This window comes from Bacillus sp. FSL W7-1354, from assembly GCF_038002405.1.
Classification (GTDB): domain Bacteria; phylum Bacillota; class Bacilli; order Bacillales; family Bacillaceae; genus Bacillus; species Bacillus paralicheniformis.
The window spans coordinates 2,324,822-2,343,229 of sequence record NZ_JBBOCL010000001.1; the positions used below are offsets into that span (position 1 = coordinate 2,324,822).

General features: G+C 45.3%; 21 protein-coding genes. 8 read left to right on the forward strand and 13 right to left on the reverse strand.

Features of this window, described 5'->3' with window-relative positions:
- Positions 1 to 18 precede the first annotated feature (18 nt).
- On the reverse strand, positions 19 to 2,001 hold the full coding sequence (gene tlpB, locus MKZ04_RS11860; RefSeq protein WP_341045961.1) for a methyl-accepting chemotaxis protein TlpB: 1,983 nt from the start codon (positions 1,999 to 2,001) through the stop codon (positions 19 to 21).
- Between the two features lie 131 nt (positions 2,002 to 2,132).
- Between tlpB and MKZ04_RS11865 the strand changes: the two genes are divergently transcribed.
- The gene (locus tag MKZ04_RS11865; RefSeq protein WP_020452748.1) at positions 2,133 to 2,870 is read left to right on the forward strand and encodes a protein-glutamine gamma-glutamyltransferase; all 738 of its coding nucleotides are present in this window, start codon (positions 2,133 to 2,135) and stop codon (positions 2,868 to 2,870) included.
- Here the strand turns inward: MKZ04_RS11865 and MKZ04_RS11870 are convergent.
- The 3 genes from MKZ04_RS11870 to MKZ04_RS11880 are packed head-to-tail and all read right to left on the reverse strand — an operon-like array spanning position 2,850 to position 6,042.
- A complete protein-coding gene (locus MKZ04_RS11870) occupies positions 2,850 to 3,905 on the reverse strand; it encodes a nitronate monooxygenase (protein WP_023856121.1) in 1,056 nt (351 codons plus the stop codon). The genes MKZ04_RS11865 and MKZ04_RS11870 overlap by 21 nt on opposite strands.
- 14 nt (positions 3,906 to 3,919) lie before the next feature.
- Positions 3,920 to 4,321 (reverse strand): secondary thiamine-phosphate synthase enzyme YjbQ, encoded by a 402-nt coding sequence (locus MKZ04_RS11875; protein WP_096748284.1) that lies wholly within the window; start codon positions 4,319 to 4,321, stop codon positions 3,920 to 3,922.
- 38 nt (positions 4,322 to 4,359) lie between these two features.
- Positions 4,360 to 6,042, reverse strand: a complete 1,683-nt coding sequence (locus MKZ04_RS11880; protein ID WP_341045964.1) for a glycoside hydrolase family 13 protein — start codon at positions 6,040 to 6,042, stop codon at positions 4,360 to 4,362.
- Between the two features lie 302 nt (positions 6,043 to 6,344).
- Between MKZ04_RS11880 and MKZ04_RS11885 the strand changes: the two genes are divergently transcribed.
- Both MKZ04_RS11885 and MKZ04_RS11890 read left to right on the forward strand, forming a co-directional pair.
- Positions 6,345 to 6,935 carry a TetR/AcrR family transcriptional regulator gene (locus MKZ04_RS11885; protein ID WP_145654514.1) on the forward strand — a complete coding sequence of 197 codons (591 nt, stop codon included), beginning with the start codon at positions 6,345 to 6,347 and terminating at the stop codon, positions 6,933 to 6,935.
- Positions 6,932 to 7,606: a YqeB family protein gene (locus MKZ04_RS11890; protein ID WP_023856124.1), complete on the forward strand. Its 675-nt coding sequence runs from the start codon at positions 6,932 to 6,934 to the stop codon at positions 7,604 to 7,606. Before MKZ04_RS11885 ends, MKZ04_RS11890 begins: the two co-directional genes overlap by 4 nt.
- 82 nt (positions 7,607 to 7,688) lie before the next feature.
- Here the strand turns inward: MKZ04_RS11890 and MKZ04_RS11895 are convergent, their stop codons facing one another.
- The 4 genes from MKZ04_RS11895 to MKZ04_RS11910 all read right to left on the reverse strand — a co-directional run bounded on the left by MKZ04_RS11895 (position 7,689) and on the right by MKZ04_RS11910 (position 10,994).
- Entirely contained in the window at positions 7,689 to 8,474 is a 786-nt protein-coding gene (locus MKZ04_RS11895; RefSeq protein ID WP_020452753.1) for a GH12 family glycosyl hydrolase domain-containing protein, read from the reverse strand.
- Positions 8,475 to 8,656: 182 nt separating this feature from the next.
- Positions 8,657 to 9,946 (reverse strand): hemolysin family protein, encoded by a 1,290-nt coding sequence (locus MKZ04_RS11900; RefSeq protein ID WP_026580038.1) that lies wholly within the window; start codon positions 9,944 to 9,946, stop codon positions 8,657 to 8,659.
- 50 nt (positions 9,947 to 9,996) lie between these two features.
- Positions 9,997 to 10,671: a zinc metallopeptidase gene (locus MKZ04_RS11905; protein WP_023856125.1), complete on the reverse strand. Its 675-nt coding sequence runs from the start codon at positions 10,669 to 10,671 to the stop codon at positions 9,997 to 9,999.
- A 98-nt stretch (positions 10,672 to 10,769) separates the two neighbouring features.
- Positions 10,770 to 10,994 (reverse strand): hypothetical protein, encoded by a 225-nt coding sequence (locus tag MKZ04_RS11910; RefSeq protein ID WP_023856126.1) that lies wholly within the window; start codon positions 10,992 to 10,994, stop codon positions 10,770 to 10,772.
- Positions 10,995 to 11,175: 181 nt separating this feature from the next.
- Here MKZ04_RS11910 and MKZ04_RS11915 point away from each other — a divergent pair, with 181 nt between their 5' ends.
- Together MKZ04_RS11915 and MKZ04_RS11920 are read left to right on the forward strand one after the other, a co-directional pair.
- Positions 11,176 to 11,430, forward strand: a complete 255-nt coding sequence (locus MKZ04_RS11915; RefSeq protein WP_020452756.1) for a membrane-integrating protein MstX — start codon at positions 11,176 to 11,178, stop codon at positions 11,428 to 11,430.
- On the forward strand, positions 11,427 to 12,410 hold the full coding sequence (locus tag MKZ04_RS11920; RefSeq protein ID WP_020452757.1) for a potassium channel family protein: 984 nt from the start codon (positions 11,427 to 11,429) through the stop codon (positions 12,408 to 12,410). The genes MKZ04_RS11915 and MKZ04_RS11920 overlap by 4 nt, the downstream gene beginning before the upstream one ends.
- Here MKZ04_RS11920 and MKZ04_RS11925 read toward each other — a convergent pair.
- Complete coding sequence (locus MKZ04_RS11925; protein ID WP_020452758.1) at positions 12,407 to 12,811, reverse strand: YugN-like family protein; 405 nt, start codon at positions 12,809 to 12,811, stop codon at positions 12,407 to 12,409. The two genes, MKZ04_RS11920 and MKZ04_RS11925, sit on opposite strands and share 4 nt — an antisense overlap.
- Before the next feature lie 37 nt (positions 12,812 to 12,848).
- Complete coding sequence (locus tag MKZ04_RS11930) at positions 12,849 to 13,415, reverse strand: DUF421 domain-containing protein (protein ID WP_023856128.1); 567 nt, start codon at positions 13,413 to 13,415, stop codon at positions 12,849 to 12,851.
- Between the two features lie 117 nt (positions 13,416 to 13,532).
- On the opposite strand from MKZ04_RS11930, the gene MKZ04_RS11935 reads away from it, so the two are divergent.
- Together MKZ04_RS11935 and MKZ04_RS11940 are read left to right on the forward strand one after the other, a co-directional pair.
- Positions 13,533 to 14,009, forward strand: a complete 477-nt coding sequence (locus MKZ04_RS11935) for a TspO/MBR family protein (protein WP_039072951.1) — start codon at positions 13,533 to 13,535, stop codon at positions 14,007 to 14,009.
- A gap of 74 nt (positions 14,010 to 14,083) precedes the next feature.
- Entirely contained in the window at positions 14,084 to 14,611 is a 528-nt protein-coding gene (locus MKZ04_RS11940; protein ID WP_020452761.1) for a GNAT family N-acetyltransferase, read from the forward strand.
- Positions 14,612 to 14,632: 21 nt separating this feature from the next.
- On the opposite strand, the gene MKZ04_RS11945 is transcribed toward MKZ04_RS11940, so the two are convergent.
- Positions 14,633 to 15,985, reverse strand: a complete 1,353-nt coding sequence (locus tag MKZ04_RS11945; RefSeq protein ID WP_020452762.1) for a glucose-6-phosphate isomerase — start codon at positions 15,983 to 15,985, stop codon at positions 14,633 to 14,635.
- A 289-nt stretch (positions 15,986 to 16,274) separates the two neighbouring features.
- Positions 16,275 to 17,438, reverse strand: coding sequence for an iron-containing alcohol dehydrogenase (locus tag MKZ04_RS11950; RefSeq protein WP_023856133.1), 1,164 nt, complete (start codon positions 17,436 to 17,438; stop codon positions 16,275 to 16,277).
- Positions 17,439 to 17,579: 141 nt separating this feature from the next.
- Here MKZ04_RS11950 and MKZ04_RS11955 point away from each other — a divergent pair, with 141 nt between their 5' ends.
- The gene (locus MKZ04_RS11955) at positions 17,580 to 17,816 is read left to right on the forward strand and encodes a DUF378 domain-containing protein (RefSeq protein ID WP_020452764.1); all 237 of its coding nucleotides are present in this window, start codon (positions 17,580 to 17,582) and stop codon (positions 17,814 to 17,816) included.
- Between the two features lie 32 nt (positions 17,817 to 17,848).
- Here MKZ04_RS11955 and yugI read toward each other — a convergent pair whose 3' ends face one another.
- Positions 17,849 to 18,238, reverse strand: a complete 390-nt coding sequence (gene yugI / locus MKZ04_RS11960) for a S1 domain-containing post-transcriptional regulator GSP13 (protein WP_020452765.1) — start codon at positions 18,236 to 18,238, stop codon at positions 17,849 to 17,851.
- Positions 18,239 to 18,408 lie beyond the last annotated feature (170 nt).

The window sequence follows — 18,408 nt, forward strand, 5'->3', positions numbered from 1 at the left end:
ACCAGCAGCCTCTTTTCATCAAATTTTAAACTTTTTCGTTAAGTCGCGCAGTTCTTCAGCCATTTGTTCGAGCGTCGCAGCGGATGAGCTGATTTCTTCCATTGAAGCCAGCTGTTCTTCCGCTGAAGCAGCGATGTCTTGAATGCCGGCAGAGCTTTCACGCGATACGTCGGCGATCTCTTCGACCGCGTCGGATATTTCGTGAGAACCTGTTGACAAATGCTCTACGGCGGCGTTCATCGTCTGCAGCTTGCCTGCGATTTCGTTCGTCATGTCGTAAATATGTTTAAAACTCGTTTCCGTTTCTTCCGTAATTTCGAGCCCTGACTGTACTTCTTGGTTGACCGATTTGAACATGTTGAGCGAATGTTCGATTTCCTTGACGATATCCTGAATCAACTCTTCGATTTCTTTTGCCGATCTTGCTGATTGGGCCGCAAGCTTTCTGACTTCTTCAGCGACAACCGAGAATCCTCTGCCTGATTCGCCGGCCCGCGCTGCCTCGATGGCGGCGTTCAGCGCCAGTAAATTCGTTTGATCAGCGATTCCGTTTATGACGCGCAGGATCGCGGTGATATCTTTCGATTTCGCTTCTAGCCCTTTGACAACCTGTTCGGCCTGTCTGACGGACTTGTTGATCGAATTCATCTGCCCGACGGTTTGTTGGACGAGCTCTCCGCCTGTTTCGGCAATTTCCGTCGATTTACCCGAGGATTCTGTAATCGATTCCGATACGCCTGCGATTTCATTCAGCTTGTCATTCATTTGGCTGAGCCGCTGGGAGCTCGCTTCGACTTTTTCATTTTGACTTTCAGCGCCGCTTGAGAACCGCTCGATGGCTAATGTAATGTGCTCCGTCGCTTTACTTGTCTGGTCGGCGCTTGCCGTCAGCTGCTCTGATGAAGATGCCACATTGTCGACCGATTCCTGAATTGTGCTGATCAGCGAACGCAATGAGTCAGCCATTTCGTTGAAGCTTGCGCCCAGCTGTCCGAATTCGTCTCTGGAGCGGACATCGATTTTTTGTGTCAGATCTCCTTCACTGATGCTTTTTGCAGAAGAGACGAGTTGATTTAAAGGCTTGCTGATCGCGCGGACGATAAAGTAAACAAGAATGCCGCCCAGAATAATCGCGCCTGCCAATGTCATGACTGCCATGTGAAGCACAGGCTGTGCAGCGTCTTTAATCTCTGCTGTATTCATCTCTCCGCCGATTTTCCAGCCTGTTAGTTTATTGGTCGTGAAGACCGTTTTCTTTTCTTTGCCTTTTTCATTAAATGTGAACAAGCCGCTCTCTTTGCTGAACATCTGCTCTGTCAGATCGGCTTCTGCTTCTGTGCCGGCTTTCATTTTCGGATGGGCGACATACGTTTTCCCTTCGCCGATGATGAATGCATAGCCGGTTTTTCCGATGCTGATGCTGTTTGCCGATTTGATCAGCTTGTCAATGTTTAAGTCAAGGGCGACTACGCCTGATCCGTCTTTGTTCTGCTTGGCGATCGTGACGACCATATGGCCTGTTGATGCAGACTCATAAGGTTCAGTTACAATCGTTTTCCCTTTTTCCTGGACAGCCTGTTTGTACCAGTCGCGTTCTACCGGGTCATACCCGTCAGGCAATGGAGCATTCGGATATTGTGCGTAAACGCTATCCTCCGAACCGGTGAATACGAGTTCGACGTCGGGATTTTGTTTTGCAAATTGCTCAAACCGCTGTTTAATGGCGGTCTGCCCTTTCTCTTTGTACGCTTTTTGATCAATCCATTCGCTGAAATACGCAATAGAAGTCTCCTTGCTGCCGATATCTTGCTGAATGATGTCGTTCAGTTCATCGATATTGTCTTTCGCACTTCTCAAAATCTCATCCTCAAGCGTGCTGCTGGCCGTAAAATATGAAGTAGCCGAAAGAACCAAGATCGGAATTGTTAAAATGAATATAAATGAAAAAATTAATTTTTTAGAAATAGAAGGCCGTTTCATCCAATTTAAAAGCTTTTTCATGTGTGATTCCCCTTTCTCTACTTTTATCGGAGACGGGGTCTATTTTTTAAGTAAAAAAAGCGGAAAATTAGACCGTTTTCCTGCCCAAGCATCAGGCATACGCTAATAAAAAAGGGAAAAGGGTGTATCCTATGATAAGTGTTTCGGGCTACTGGCTCCGTCCTGAGGATATCGAAAAACTGAATGTCAGTCAGACGCAGAGAGACATTGCCAACCGGATGCTGGCCATGCCGTCCAGATATAGATACGGTTCAATCTCAGAACTGTTATTTGAGCTGAGATTCAGAGTGCATACCGTCGAATCAGCCAGAGAGCTGATCAACAGCGGAGCAAAGTTTGCCACCTTTTCAAAGACATACGGGAATGAAGAGTTTTGGAGGGTGACGCCTGAGGGGGCTTTGGAGTTGAAGTACAGAGCGCCGGCTTCAAAGGCGATTCGAAATATTTTCGAAAGCGGCTCTCTTTATGCTTTTGAGTGCGCAACTGCGATTGTCATCATTTTTTATATGGCGCTCCTCAAAACGATCGGCGATCAGACATTTGACCGGAATTATCAAAGAATCATTTTATACGATTGGCATTATGAGCGGCTGCCGATCTATACAGATAAGGGGAACGACTACCTTCCGGGAGACTGCCTGTATTTCAAGAACCCTGAATTCGATCCCGAAAGACCGCAGTGGCGCGGAGAAAACGCTATTTTACTTGAAAATAATCTCTATGCGGCACACGGTCTGGGGATCTTAAGCGGCGAAACGATCATTGAAAAACTGAACGGGCTGAGAAAGCCTCATGCACAGACGTCCGCCTATCTGCTTTCTCAAGTGACACGGGTTGATATTCCTGCATTAATACAAATGATCAGATAGCACATCGGCAGGCGCAAGCTGATCCATCAGCTCCTTCACCGTCGTTAGCCGGACGGAGGCCCGCACGCCCTGCCCGGACCACAATGACATGCCGTCCGGATTCCCTTCAAGCTTCGCCTGTTTTCTCATCGGCTGCGTCAGCGTATTTTGCAGAGGATAAGGCAGCGCTTCAGCTTCGTCCGGGCGCCTGTCTTCCATCCATTGATTGACGATGCCTCTTGCCGGCTTCCCTGAGAACAAACGGGTCAGCCTTGTGTCTGTTTCAACCGCTTCGAGCAATTTTTGTTTGTATGCAGGGTGTGTTCCGCTTTCTTCGCACGTCAAAAAAGCGGTGCCGATTTGAACGCCCTGTGCGCCGAGGGCAAAAGCTGCCGCAACACCTCTTTTGTCAAAAATGCCGCCCGCTGCAATAATCGGAACCGACACATGATCTGCCGCTTGGGGAATTAAAGCCATCGAGCCGACAGCGGGTTCTCCCTTCGTTTTCAAAAAGGCACCCCTGTGGCCGCCAGCTTCACTTCCTTGAACAACGATGACATCCATCCCCAATTCTTCAAGCATCAAGGCTTCTTCAACCGAAACGGCGGTGCCCATTAAACAGCAGTTTCGGTCTTTCAGTTCTTTGACGGCATCGGCCGGCGGCGGGCCAAACGTAAATGAAACGGCGCTGACCCCTTCCCTTAAAATGATTTCGATTTTCTCGTAAAAATCGTCCCAATCGTGTTTCTCTTCTGGCACAGGTGAAGCCGAACGTGCATAAGGTATCTTCTCTTTCCACCCTTCATATTCTTCCCGTCTGACGTTTTCCCGTTTTTCCGGAATGAAGAGGTTGACTTGAAATCCGGCTGATGTCAGCTTTTTAGTCTCCAGAATCTGTTGTTGAAGAACTTCCGGCGTCAAATAGCCGGATGCAAGGCTGCCTAAGCCGCCGCAATCTGATACGGCGGCGGCGAGCCTTGGTGTTGTCGGTCCACCCGCCATCGGCGCCTGGATCACAGGCTTTGATAAAGAGAGACGTTCCATGAACTGATTCATTTTATTTTCTCCTTTCAATCGGCTGTGATTTTAAAATAGCATGTCCGATGCCTCGGGCCGTCGAACTCGCAAAAATATATGCCCTGCCAAGTCCCGAGGACAAGCCTGCCCCCTTCAATGATCATATGTTGCGATGTCCCGACCGTGCTCGCTTTCAAATGCGCCGCAGTATTCCCTTCCATATGGCGGTCAAGCTCATGTTCCCACGGATACACTTCATCGAACCTTCTCAGCATATCGCGTTTGACATCGGGGTCGGCATTTTCATTAATCGTAATGCCTGCCGTTGTATGCGGACAGTAGACAATAACAGTGCCGCTGGAAACGCCATTTTCTGAAATGAATCTTTGGACGTCATTTGTAATATCAAGCATTTCATCGCGCCGGTTTGTTTGAATCTGTATTTTTTTCAACATACGAATCCGCTCCTTTCCTGGCACCCTTTCTCTATTCGTTATAAATCGCCGATTTCCTGTCTGATCATGTAAACGCGCGCCTCATAAGGCTTCATCACAAAAGATGTAAGGTGCTTGTGCGCGTTGATATCAGCATTTGACAGCAGCAGTCCGTCCGTACATAACGGGTATGCGGGATGATGGTAAAACGCCTGGCGCGCGCTAAGGTTGACGATCACGATGGCCGTTTCTTCCCGAAGCTTTCGCAAGTATGCGAAAATCTGCCGGTCCTCAGGCAAGAGCAGTTCATATGATCCGTCGATGAAGACGTCATACCGCTTTCTGATCGCGATCAACCGTTTATAAAAATGATAGACTGACCGGGGGTCATGCTGCTGATGAACTGTATTGATCAGCTTGTAATTTTCGTTCATGCAGAGCCACGGTTCTCCTTTAGTAAAGCCGGCATTTGGCCGATCCGTCCATTGCATCGGCGTGCGGGCGTGATCCCTGCTCTTTTTCCAAACCGCCTTCATGATGTCTTCGTGTGAGCGGCCCTTTTCTTTTTGAATCCGGTAATCATTTTTAATCGATACGTCATCATAATCATCTATATCGAAGAAAATCGCGTTTGTCATTCCGATTTCCTGCCCTTGATAAATAAACGGGGTGCCTTTCATCAAAAAATACATCGCAGCTAAGGCCTTGGCGCTGTCTACTCTGTATTTCCCGTCATCTCCCCAGACTGAAACGGCCCGGGGTTGATCATGATTTTCGATAAAAAGCGCGTTCCACCCTTTCCCCTCAAGAACCGATTGCCAGTTTGACAATATCCGCTTGAGTTCGGGGAGATCGAGTTCTCCGCCTTCAATCCCCCAAAGACCGAGGTGTTCAAATTGGAAAATCATGCTGAATATCCCGTTTGATTCTCCAACCCAGTCCTCCGCTTCTTCAGCGCTGACACCGTTTGCTTCGCCGACTGTCATGATATGGGGATACCCGGCGAACGTATTTTCTTTTAGTTCCTGCAATAACGCTATAATCCCGTCGACATTCATATGATAAGCAAATGAAGGCACAAAAGAGAGCCCTTCGGGATTCGGCAGATCCGGAAGTCCTTCTTTTTTCTTAATGTGTGAAATCGCGTCAACCCTGAACCCGTCGATTCCTTTTTGAAGCAACCAGTTGATCATGTCATAAAGAGCGCTTCGCATGTCACTGTTTTCCCAATTCAGATCCGGTTGCTTTTCGTGAAACAGGTGCAGATAATATTGCTCTGTTTTTTCGTCATAGGTCCAGGCTGAGCCGCCGAATATGCTTTCCCAGTTGTTCGGTTCGCTTCCGTCCTTTCCGTCTTGCCAAATATACCAGTCCCGCTTCCCGGAATTCCGCTCTGCCCTTGATTCGATAAACCATGGATGTTCATCGCTCGTATGATTGATGACGAGATCGATGATCAGTTTCATTCCGAGCTGATGCGCTTCAGTCAGCAGAGTGTCAAAGTCGTCCATCGTGCCAAATTCCGGCATAATGCTTTGATAATCCCTGATGTCATAACCGTTATCGGCATTGGGAGAATCAAAGACCGGACAAATCCAAATGGCATCTGCCCCGAGCTCCCTGATATACGGAAGCTTCTCTCTGATCCCGTTGATATCTCCGATGCCATCCCCGTTCGAATCCATAAAACTGCGCGGATACACTTGATATATGACAGCCTCTTTCCACCATGCCCTTGTCATTCAAACACCCCTTGTTGTGAAGACATTATGATATATGAATAAAATATTTTTAGACTCCGAACATAAACATCCTATAAACTTTGATATACCAACGATTATACGTTTCTCAATACTAAATATGCTTTGCGGCTTATAAATCCTTTGAAGGCAGCAAGGGTGATGGCAAGAGTAGGTGAAAGAAGCTTTAATCCTTTTGAAACGGAGCATCTGTTAATACAGAATATGTAAAGCATAAATTACAGTTGCTTTTTTACCTATCGGTAAGTAAAATAAATATACAGATTATGCTAAGGATGATTTCAATGAAAAAGAAAATGAACACCCAAGATGCGATTGTTGAAGCAGCATTTACTCTTATTGCCCAACACGGCCTAAAAGGCACGAGCCTTTCAATGATTGCATCGGAAGTCGGCATTTCTAAACCGGCTATTTACTATTATTTCCCTTCTAAAGAAGAGCTGGTGGATTATCTATTTCACATTGTATTTGATGATCACAATTTCTCTGAATTTTTTTCAATCAATGAGTACACGAAGGAGAACTTTAAAAAACGATTAATAACAGACGGCATACGCTATTTTGAAGAGTATAAACATAACTCTCCTGCTTTAAAAGTGGTACACGAATTTGTTTTAAGTGCAGCACAAAAACCAAGATATGAGAAAAAGCTTAAATCTATCATGGAACAATTCTTAGAAGGTTTTGAAGCATTGCTTTCTTACGGTGTCGAACTCGGTGTCATCTCTTCTAAAAACACCAAAGTGAATGCACACTCCCTTGCCCTGATCATTGATAATTTGGGTAACTTTATGATTTTAGGAATCGAGATGGATTATAAAAAAATATGGGAAATAGCAGTCAGTCATGTGATGAAAGGCAGTGAAAGATTTTGAATCAGGAAACGATTATTGGATTATCTAAAATAGAGAAAACCTTATATTGGATCATTCCACCGGTTTTAGGAGCTGTTCTTGGATGGTTTTTGCCTGTTATAGCCGATTGGGTATTGACCATTCCAATCGTTCCTTTTAAAGGGCCTTTGGAATTTATCACATCACTAAACAATTTCTGGGTTTCAATTATCGCTGCAGTTATCGGAATCGTTGCCGGCCTATTTTTTTCACAATATATTTTCACTGAAATTCTTCAGGTGTTCATCTCTGATCAAAATGTGAAGCTGTTGTTTAAAGAGAAAGAAGAAGTGATTGAGAAAAAAGACATTTCTGCAGTTTATCTTGAGAATAAGGATCTTGTTGTTCTTGATCATAAGGGTACTGAATTGTACCGTGAACAACTTGAATCAAAGAGAGCCCTTGCAGAAAGTGCTTTTAAACATCACGGCTATAAATGGGCAGACGAAGATCCTTTTAAGAATGAGTATCAACGCTGGGTTGCGGATCACCCCGATTTTCCCTCGCATATCAATACGCTACTTTTAGCCAGAGAACGAGCTTTACTGGATAATAAACATGAAGAAGCAAAAATTCTGCGCAAAGACCTGGCAAAGCTTGGAGTGGTTATACAGGATGAAGATAAACGGCAATACGTAAGGATGGTATCGTAATATTTCAGTTGCGAACGCCTAAAAAAGAACATTTGGAATAAATTAAACACCGCTCTTTTTGTGAAAGAGCGGTGTGAATCCATCAGCGGACTGTTACGTCCCAATTGGAAATATTAATTTGTCCTGTGCCTCCGAAAACTTCCGTCCCGAATTCCACACTGCTGACATACTTTGTTTTGGAAAGCCAATGTTTGGAGTCGGCAAGATAATTCGTGAAATCCCGAACATTCAGGTTCGCACGTTGGGTGTTTGCCGTTCTGACAAATGAAAACACGTTCCATCCTTTGCCGCTTCCAGCATCAATATAGCCTTTATATACTTTCCAATTGTGCCCGCCGATCGAAACAGTTTCGACATAAGAACCGGCAGGTCCGGCATTTGTGTTATTGAGCCAGATCATAATCTCATCGGTTGGAGCCGAACCCCAGCTTGCCTTGTTTGTATTGTGGAGCCAAATGTCATATGCGGCATTGTACGTGCCGTTCGCACTGATCGAATAGCTGACTTTCGTGTTGATGTTTTTTTGATCTGACAATCGGGTCGGGAAGCCGCTGCCCGCAGTATAGCCTTCAGTCCAATGCCAGCCGCTGACGATCGACGGATAAGCTTTTACTGTGCTTGTATTGCTCGGCCAATTCCATACCCAGCCCATGTCTGAATCATTGTTATGATAAATGGTCTGCCACCAGCCGCTGACCTGGTCGGCTCCCCAAACATTGTTGAATATGTAGTATTTTTTGTTTTTAAAATACAATTTATCCGACGGGTTTGATGACGAAGCAGCAAGCGCTGAGAGCGGCCCCGTCAGCAGCATGATACATACAGCTCCCCATAGCAGGATAGCTTTTAGCAAATGGTTGTTTCTCACGTATTGAAAACCTCCTCATATTTATACACCCTATTATAAAAAAGAACGAAACGGAGTACATTCGTAAAAAGTCATGAATTTCCATAGATATATCCTCTTATCTTTGAAAAGATATCCATTTTATTGAAATAAAGAACGGCCATCGAACTAAAAAACAGCCGCGGTCGCCCGCAGCTGTCTTTTTAAAATTCCGTTTTTTTCACTTCAATGAAACGGATATGATGATCTTCAGCATCAAGAATTTTAAATTCGCATCCCTCAGTTTTGAAGATGTCACCGTTTTTCAGCTCCATCTTTTGCGTCAGAAGCCAGCCGGCAATCGTATCGACTTCTTCGTTTTCAATCGCGATATGAAGGAGGTCATTCACTTCGTCGATTAAAGCCTTTCCGTCCATAATATAATGGTGTTCGCCTTTTTTTATAATGTGCGGCATTTCGTCCTGATCAAACTCATCCCGGATTTCCCCGACGATTTCCTCCAATATGTCTTCAACCGTAACCAGTCCTGCCGTTCCGCCGTACTCATCAACAAGAATGGCCATATGAATCCGTTCCTTCTGCATGCGAATCAAGAGCTCCTGGATCGGTATGTTCTCAATCACCCTGATGACAGGCCTCATTAAGTCCGTTAAAGGAATCGTCTCGTCGAGAAAATACGATTTAAACAAATCCTTGCTGTTGACAATTCCGATAATATGATCTTTATCATCCTTAATGACCGGATATCTCGTATAGCGTTCATTAATGACGGTTTCAATCGCTTCTTTTATGGATTGATCGGCCAACAAGGTAGCCATCTCCGTTCTCGGCACCATGATTTCCCGGGCCAGTCTGTTGTCAAATTCAAAAATTTTGTTGACGTATTTATACTCAGACTGGTTGATTTCTCCTTTTTTATAGCTTTCAGACAGCATAAGCCGCAGCTCTTCCTCACTGATTGCCACTTCATGCTCTTTAACCGAATGGAACCCGAACAGCTTCGTTAACAGCCGGGCCGAGCCATTCAGCAGTTTGATAAACGGGAACATGATTTTATAAAACAAAATGAGCGGCTTCGCCGTCCATAAGCTGACGGCTTCCGCTTTTTGAATCGCAATCGTTTTTGGCGCAAGCTCGCCGACCACAACGTGCAAAAATGTAATAATGACAAAGGCGGTAACAATCGAAGCCACTCTTAAAACGGATTCAGGCAGGCCAAATAGTTCAAAAAGCGGATGGATGATCCTTTCGAATGTCGATTCTCCGAGCCAGCCGAGCCCTAATGCGGTGATGGTAATGCCGAGCTGGCAGGCAGACAAATATTCATCAAGATTTGTCACCACTCTTTTGGCCGCAATCGCCCGCTTATCCCCGCTTTCAACAAGCTGATCGATTTTTGTGCCGCGGATTTTGACGATCGCAAATTCGGCGACAACGAAAAAAGCCGTAGCTGCAATTAAAAGTATGACGAGTATGAGATTCAGGATATTCAAAAAAAGCCCTTACCAAATATGGTAAGGGGCCACCTCCTTAAGACGAATGGTTAGTCATTACGACCGGACAGGAAAATTGCGACGAAGCGCAGCAGCTCAAACAGCGAAACAAGCGCTGCAGCAACATATGTCAGAGCCGCGGCATCCAGCACCTTGCTGACGCCTCTTTCTTCCGTGTTGCGGATCATTCCTTCTGAAACGATGATCCTTTTTGCCCGGGAGCTTGCGTTAAATTCAACAGGCAGTGTCACAAGCTGAAAGAATACGGCCGCCGAAAACAAAATGATGCCGAGTCCGATCAGATTCAGGCTTCCGAGCAGCATTCCGCCGATAAACAAAAACGGCGCCACTCCCGAAGAAAAGTTCACGATCGGAAACATCTTATGCCTCAAAACAAGTGCGCCGTATGATTCCTGATGCTGCAGGGCATGTCCGCATTCATGGGAAGCAACGGAAACCGCTGCAATTGAACGGCCGTAATATACGGGTTCGGACAGGCGCACAACGCGTGCTGTCGGGTCATAATGGTCTGTCAAGGTTCCTCTTACCGGTTCAACCGGGATATCGTAAAGGCCGTTTTGGTCGAGAATCTGTCTGGCCACTTCGGCTCCAGTTCTCCCGCTTGACGCCTCTACTTTTGAATATTTTTCAAAGTTGCTCTTTACTTTAAATTGTGCCCAAATCGATAAACCTAATGCAGCAAATGTTAACAAGTAAAAAATCATGCTCATGCAATCATCTTCCCTCTTGTGATAAGTCGTTTAAAATTTTAATTGTAAATATATTTTATCCCGAGGGATTTCCTTTTGTACAGAAAAGTGCACTACCTTTTTCTTCGCGGTAAACAAACCCCGATAAAGATCAGCACCATTCCTGACACCATGATATAGAAAGGCGGCCTTGTGGACAGCTCCTTGAAAAACTCCCTCCAGAATACCTCATCAGAGGAATGATAAACGGCGTTTAAATCAAAAATGAATTGAATGGATGCCGCCGCCATCAGCTGGACTCCGACCAGTATGAAAAAGAGCCTCATTAAACAGGACATTCCGCTCCCATCCCTCATCCGTTTATAAAAAGTGTATGGAAGGACGGGAACCGATATGACACCCAGTAAAAATCTTCAGCTCTACCGGTTATTGTCGGTTAACAAAGGTTTATTTTTACCTGAAAAATTTTTGTAAAAGAGGGATATACTGAGTAAAAAGGCGAACTCGGGTGGTGACACGGTGAAAGTAACGGATCAGGAAAAAGAACAGCTAAGCACGGCGATTGATAAAATGAATGAAGGGCTTGATGCGTTCATTCTTCTCTATAACGAATCGGAAAAAGACGAGCAGCTGATCGAATTTGAAGAAGAAACGGCTGAGATGATCAGACAAGCGATTGAACAGCACGGGAAAGTAAGCACCAATCAAAAGTTAAATGCAATCATCAAAGAGATTTTATCATTTTCCCTGCGGAAAGACGGTGAAGAAACATGAAATCAAACCGTGTATTTATCGCATGGCTGAGGTGGCCGATATATGTCCGCATCGCAATCATTATCCTTTTATTGATCATCCTTTTCGGCCAGCTGATCACATTCGTCGAGCCGCAGCAGTTTTCAAACGTTTTTGAAGGCGTATGGTGGGCGCTGATCACCGTGTCCTCAGTCGGATATGGCGATTTTGTCCCTAAAACCGCACTCGGCAAAACCGTCGGCATGCTCCTTATTTTAATAGGGGCAGCGTTTGTCACGGCCTATTTTGCAACGATGGCGACGGCCGCTTTTAGCAAGCAGCAGCGCTACGCCGAAGGCAAGGTCAACTACAGAGGCAAGGGACATATGATCCTGATCGGCTGGAACGAGAAATCCAACAAGCTGATGAGGACGCTCCAGGCCGCCGATTCAAACAAAACGATCGTGCTCATTGATGAAACACTAAAGGAAGGCCCTCTGATGGAAAACATTCATTTCATCAGAGGACCCGCTGCGGATGATGCCACACTGCAAAAAGCCAATATTGAAGAAGCTGAAATCGTCTTTATTACCGCCGATCAGCATAAAAGCGAAATATCTGCAGATATGCAGTCGGTCTTAACATTGCTGGCTGTTAAAGGCTTGAACCCGTCGGTGTATTGCGTTGTAGAAATCTTGACGGAAAAGCAGAAAAAAAATGCCGAGCGCGCCGGAGCGAACCAAATCATCAGTACGGCGGACCTTTTAAAAACAGCGATGCTGCAGCATTTTCTCATTAAAAATCAGCTTCCTGATCCGCTATTTAAGGAAGCCGATATTCATTTCAAAGTCCATCGGGTTCCGCTTCCGAAGACGATGGAAGGTGCGTCTTTTCAAGAAGTGATTCACCATTTCATGAAGGAAGACATTTTCGTCATCGGTATTCACCAAAAAGACGGGCCTGTGCTGTCTCCTTCATTTTCGTACAAGCTTCAGCCGACAGACCAGCTGCTGTCACTTTAGGAAAGAAGCGCCTTTTCGAGTTCTTTTACATACGATTGGCCAAGCTTTTCATAGACGCCGGGAATATCGGCGTCTTTTTCTTTCGGTTCAGCAAACTGGTCAAAAGATGCGCGAAAATTCCCCTGAACGACGTAGTCGTCCAGCGCTTCCTGATAGACGTGGCGAAGCAAAAATGGTGTACCGAGCTTGACCGTCGCATTTTGCGAATCAAGCTGTCCGTCCTCCGCTTCAAACGGAATCCGCAAAAATAAGTATCCTTCCTCATCATCAATTTTATAGTCAAAAAAGCCGCGGTCATATTCCCAGCCGCCGCTGATTACATAACCGAGAGGCTTGAGCGTCTGTTCGAGATGATAAAGAGAAAACGACCGGTTTTCCAGTTCAGAAGGTAAGCTTATCATAAAAAAACTCCTTTTTTCGTTTTTATACTTCAGGGCCCTAGCGCAATTGTTTATCAGGTTCGTGCAGGTGCCCTTCATTGATTTCCTTAAACAGATTGTCCTCCGGCTGCTGCAGGTTGTTTTGCATGCGGAGGAATTTTTTATACTCTCCCATAGTAAAAGGCTTTGCATCATCCGATAACTCGTAGCCGATCTGGCCGTTTGATTCGAGCGTTACGTTTTTCACGTCCGATAATTTTGAAATCCCCTGTGTCCTGAGCCTCATTTCCAGCTGGTCGACAGTCAGGCGGTGCCTTTTTAGGTTCTGCTTCTGAAGCTCGCCGTTTTCGATTAATACAACGGCTTTCCCCGCAATCAGGCTTTCAAAAAAATCAAATTTCATTTTCAAATACTCGATCAACAGAAGGACGATGATAAAGATCGATGCAGCTGCCACCGTTTTAAAAATGCTGTCTTCAATGATCGGCTGAACAATGATCGTTCCGATGGAAATCATGACGACGGTGGTGGCTATTGTCATTTGCGAAATTGATTTCCTCCCCGAAATTCTCAGCAGAACAATACCCGTTAAGATGAGAAACAACGTTTCCAATACAAATAACATGATGTCACTTCACCCGTTTTATTTTTTAGTATGGATCAGAAGCTTGTGCGGTATGAGTATATTTAAACGAATAGGGAAAGACAAAGGTATCAAGCTTACTATGGGGAGGGACTTTTATTGAAGAAGGAAAAAATAGCAACGGCTGTCATCGTGTTTCTCGTTACATATGCACTGTTTTCACTGGCGAGCGTTTTATTTCCCGTAGATCGTGAATGGTATGAGTCATTGAACAAACCGGATTGGACACCGTCAGGCCGTTTGATCGGAACCATCTGGAGCGTGCTGTTCGCCTTCATTTCATTAGCGGCGGCGCTTGTGTATGCCACATATGATCTGAGAAAAGCAGCGGCGCCATTTTGGATCATGCTGATCATTAACTATTTGTTTAACCAGGCATTCAGCTATTTTCAATTCACGGAAAAAAACGTACTTGCTGCCGCGGCCGACTCCTTTTTCGTAGCCTTGACCGCTCTTAAGCTCGCCTTGATTACACTTCGCATTCATAAAAGAGCAGCACTTCTCCTTGTCCCTTATGTGTTGTGGAGTTTTTTCGCGACTTATCTCGCGTTTACGATTTACGGGATGAATCATTAGGTTAACGAGCCCCGCCGGCTATTGCCGTGTTAAAATAAGGTGAACAGCTGCCTTACAAGGGGGACCGGAATGGAATGAAGCACTGCTTTCTGCAAACAACACGCATCGGCTTTTCTTTATGGGCTAAAGAGAATTTGAATTTGGCAAAGACATTGTGGGGAAATCGAGATGTGGCCAAATATCTGACAGCAGACGGAATTATGACCGATAGCGAAATAAGAAATCGTTTGCTGCTTGAGATCGAACAATACAAAACACACGGTGTGCAATACTTCCCGATATTTAAAACAGGAAACAACGAATTCATCGGATGTTGCGGACTTCGCCCCTATGACCCGGAAAATGATGTGTACGAGCTTGGTTTTCATCTCGTCCGTTCGGCTTGGGGGAAAGGTTATGCATCTGAAGCGGCTGAGGCCATGATTGAATACGCATTTAACAAAATCCGGGCAAAAAAGCTGTTTGCGGGACATCACCCTGAAAATACAGCTTCACAAAAACGACTGGAAAAATTGGGATTCGTCTACACTCATGACGAATTTTATCCGTCTACTGGACTTCAGCATCCGTCATATGAATTAAAACAGCCTCCTGGACAATAAGTCCGGAGGCTGTTTTTTCGTTTATTGATCCAAACGTTTCTCAAGCTCTGCTTTTTTCTCTTCGAAGCCAGGCTTGCCGAGGAGAGCGAACATATTGACTTTGTACGCTTCCACTCCAGGCTGGTCAAACGGGTTGACGCCGAGCAGGTATCCGCTCATTGCGCAGGCTTTTTCAAAGAAGTATACGAGGTAGCCGAACGTGTAAGCGTTCATTTCAGGTACGTTCACGATCAGGTTCGGCACATTACCGTCTGTGTGCGCGAGCATTGTGCCTTGGAACGCTTTTTTATTGACGAAGTCGACCGTTTTGCCGGCAAGGTAGTTTAAGCCGTCAAGATCATTGTCCGCTTCTTCGATTGTCAGCTCATGTCTCGGCTTTTCAACGTTCAGCACCGTTTCGAACATGTCTCTTCTTCCTTCTTGTACGTATTGTCCAAGAGAGTGAAGATCCGTCGAGAAGTTGGCTGAAGATGGATAAATGCCTTTTTCGTCTTTTCCTTCACTTTCGCCAAAGAGCTGCTTCCACCATTCTGCAAAGTACTGAAGGCCCGGCTCGTAGTTGATCAGCATTTCAATCGTTTTGCCTTTGTTATAAAGGACATTTCTGACGACCGCGTATTGGTAAGCCGGATTGTCTTCAAGCTCTGATGTGGAGAAGTCTTTGCTCGCATCGCGGGCGCCCTTCATCATTTCATCGATATCGGCTCCGCTGACTGCGATTGGAAGCAAGCCGACCGCTGTGAGCACAGAAAAGCGGCCACCGACATCGTCAGGAATGATAAATGATTCAAAGCCTTCCTCATTAGCAAGCGTTTTTAATGCGCCCCGCTCTTTATCAGTTGTTGCATAAATGCGGCGTTTCGCTTCTTCTTTTCCATACTTTTCTTCAAGAAGCTTGCGGAAGATCCGGAAAGCAATCGCCGGTTCTGTCGTTGTGCCTGATTTAGAAATCACGTTGATTGAAAAATCAGCGTCTTCAAGAAGATCCATCACGTCTCTCATGTAAGAAGAGCTGATGTTGTTGCCGATGAAAATCACTTGCGGCGTTTTACGCTTTTCTTTCGGCAGCACATTGTAAAATGAATGATTCAGCATTTCGATCGCCGCTCTTGCGCCGAGGTATGAACCGCCAATTCCGACAACCAGCAAAACATCGGAATCATTTTGAATTTTTTCAGCGCATTTTTTAATGCGGGCGAATTCTTCTTTGTCGTAGTCAGTCGGAAGATCCACCCATCCTAAAAAGTCGCTGCCTGCACCTGTTTTTTCGTGAATGGTATGGTGGGCGACTTTCACGAAGTCACGCAGATATGTAAGTTCATGTTCTTTAAAGAATGGCAATGCTCTTGAGTAGTCAAAACGGACATGCGTCATATTATTAAACCTCCAGTACTAGCTGTTTTCTTCCATATACCCGCCAGCGCTTTCATTTTCATGAGAGTGCGGGCCAAAGGGTTTTAAAACATGTCGATTTTCGGCGACAGCCTCTTCCCTTTTCACTTTATATGAACTCCTTCGTTAAATCAAGTGACGAAAAAAAGGAGGATGGAGGCAGGCGCGCAAAAATGCATGTTTTTCAGCCGCCACGCGCAGTTTTGTCAAAAAGATAACAAATGAACAACGGCTCAAGGTATGGCGGTCCTCCTTGAGCCGTCAAGAAATCTTATAAAGAAGCCTTCAAAATAGACAGAACATCGTCTTTATTCAGCGTTTTAAAGCGGCCGAATTCGCCGTTTGCCATCGCTTTGTCGGCAATCAGATCCAGCTTCTCATCTGTGATGTCATAATCAGCAAGACGATTTGGCGCGCCAAGGCTGGTCCAGAATTCAGACAGCTTCTCGATTCCAACAAGCGCCACTTCACGATCGGTTTTTCCTGTTTCATCTACGTCAAAAACGCGTACGGCAAGCTGTTTAAAGCGGCCGACATTTTCGGAAAGCGTGTGCTTCATCCAATTCGGGAACAGGATCGCAAGCCCTCCCGCATGCGGAATATCGTAGACGGCCGAAACAGCGTGCTCGATATTGTGCGTCGCCCAGTCTCCGCGTGCGCCCATTGATAGCATACCGTTCAGCGCAATGGTGCCTGTATAGAGAATCGTTTCGCGCAGCTCATAGTTTTCAAGGTCTTCAATGAGCTTAGGAGCTGTTTCAATCACCGTTTTGAGCAGGGATTCGCACATCCGGTCCTGATAAGGAGTATTTTCGGTATGGTGAAAATATTGCTCAAACACGTGGGACATCATGTCGACAATGCCGTAAATCGTGTGGTCTTTCGGAACGGTAAATGTGTTGACCGGATCAAGAATTGAAAATTTAGGGAATACGAGCGGGCTTCCCCAGCCGTATTTTTCATTGGTTTCCCAATTTGTGATCACAGATCCCGAGTTCATTTCCGATCCTGTTGCTGCCAACGTTAAAACCGTTCCAAACGGCAGCGCATCAGCAGGAATATGTTTTTTTGTCACAATATCCCATGCATCGCCGTCGTATTTCGCTCCGGCGGCGATCGCTTTCGTACAATCGATGACGCTTCCGCCGCCGACTGCCAATAGAAAGTCAATATCGTTCTCTTTGCATATCGCGACTCCTTTATTCACAGTGGCAACACGCGGATTCGGTTCGACACCGGGCAATTCATGGACGGTCGCGCCTGCCTTTTCAAGAATTGAAATCACTTGATCGTATAAACCATTTCGTTTAATGCTGCCTCCTCCGTATACGAGCAGGACATTGCGGCCGTAGTGTTTCACCTCTTCTGCCAGCTTTTCAACTTCTCCCCGGCCGAATATCAGCTTCGTGGGATTCCAATATGTAAAATTATCCATCTACATCTCCTCCTTTATTTACTATTATGGGAAATCGCCGAATGCCCTGTAAAGCGATCTGCTCCTCAGGCGTATAATGTTTCCAAATCCGTCGCAATCTATAAATGTGAAATATAGGACTTCAAAAAGGAGGAAAAACAAATGAATGCACTTCAACGTATTGCATTGGTATTAACAATCATTGGAGCAATCAATTGGGGACTGATAGGATTTTTTCAATTTGACTTGGTTGCAGCCATTTTTGGCGGTCAAGGATCCGCTTTAGCCCGGACCGTTTACGCGCTTGTCGGAATTGCAGGTCTGATCAACCTCGGACTTTTATTTAGACCGGCTGAAGAGACTGCTGGCGAAGACGCCAAGCAGCCGGAAATGCGATAAAAAAACTCCGGCTTTTGCCGGAGTTTTTTCATTTACTTCTTAATAAGATCTTTTCTGTTGGACTGCTCGATCCACTCTTCAAGTTTGTCTTTTAACGTGTTGAATCCTTGTGGAGCGGCTGTATCTTCGGCTTGAACAGCCTTTTGTCTTCTAGGCTTGCTTTCTTTTCGTTCAGGAGCTGCCTGTGTAGCGCGGATAGAAAGGCTGATTTTGCCTTTTTCCTCATCTACAGAAAGAACCTTCACTTGCACCTCATCACCGATCGCCAAGTGCTCATTAATATCTTTAACGAAACCGTGTGTTACTTCAGAAATATGCACGAGTCCCTGTGTTTCTTCATCTAATGCAACAAACGCTCCGTACGCCTGTAATCCAGTCACTTTTCCAGTGTAAACACTGCCTACTTCAAATTTTGCTGTCATAACTAACAACTCCTAAATCATATGAATTTAACTCTTTTTATACGCAATAAAAAATTATATCATACAAGTCTTTATTAAGCAAAAAAACTTTTTTAAGCATTGTATGTTTAAAACCGAGCTGAAAGGGGAATACTAAAGAACAACTAAGGCTTTCTAGTATTCCCCCCCTT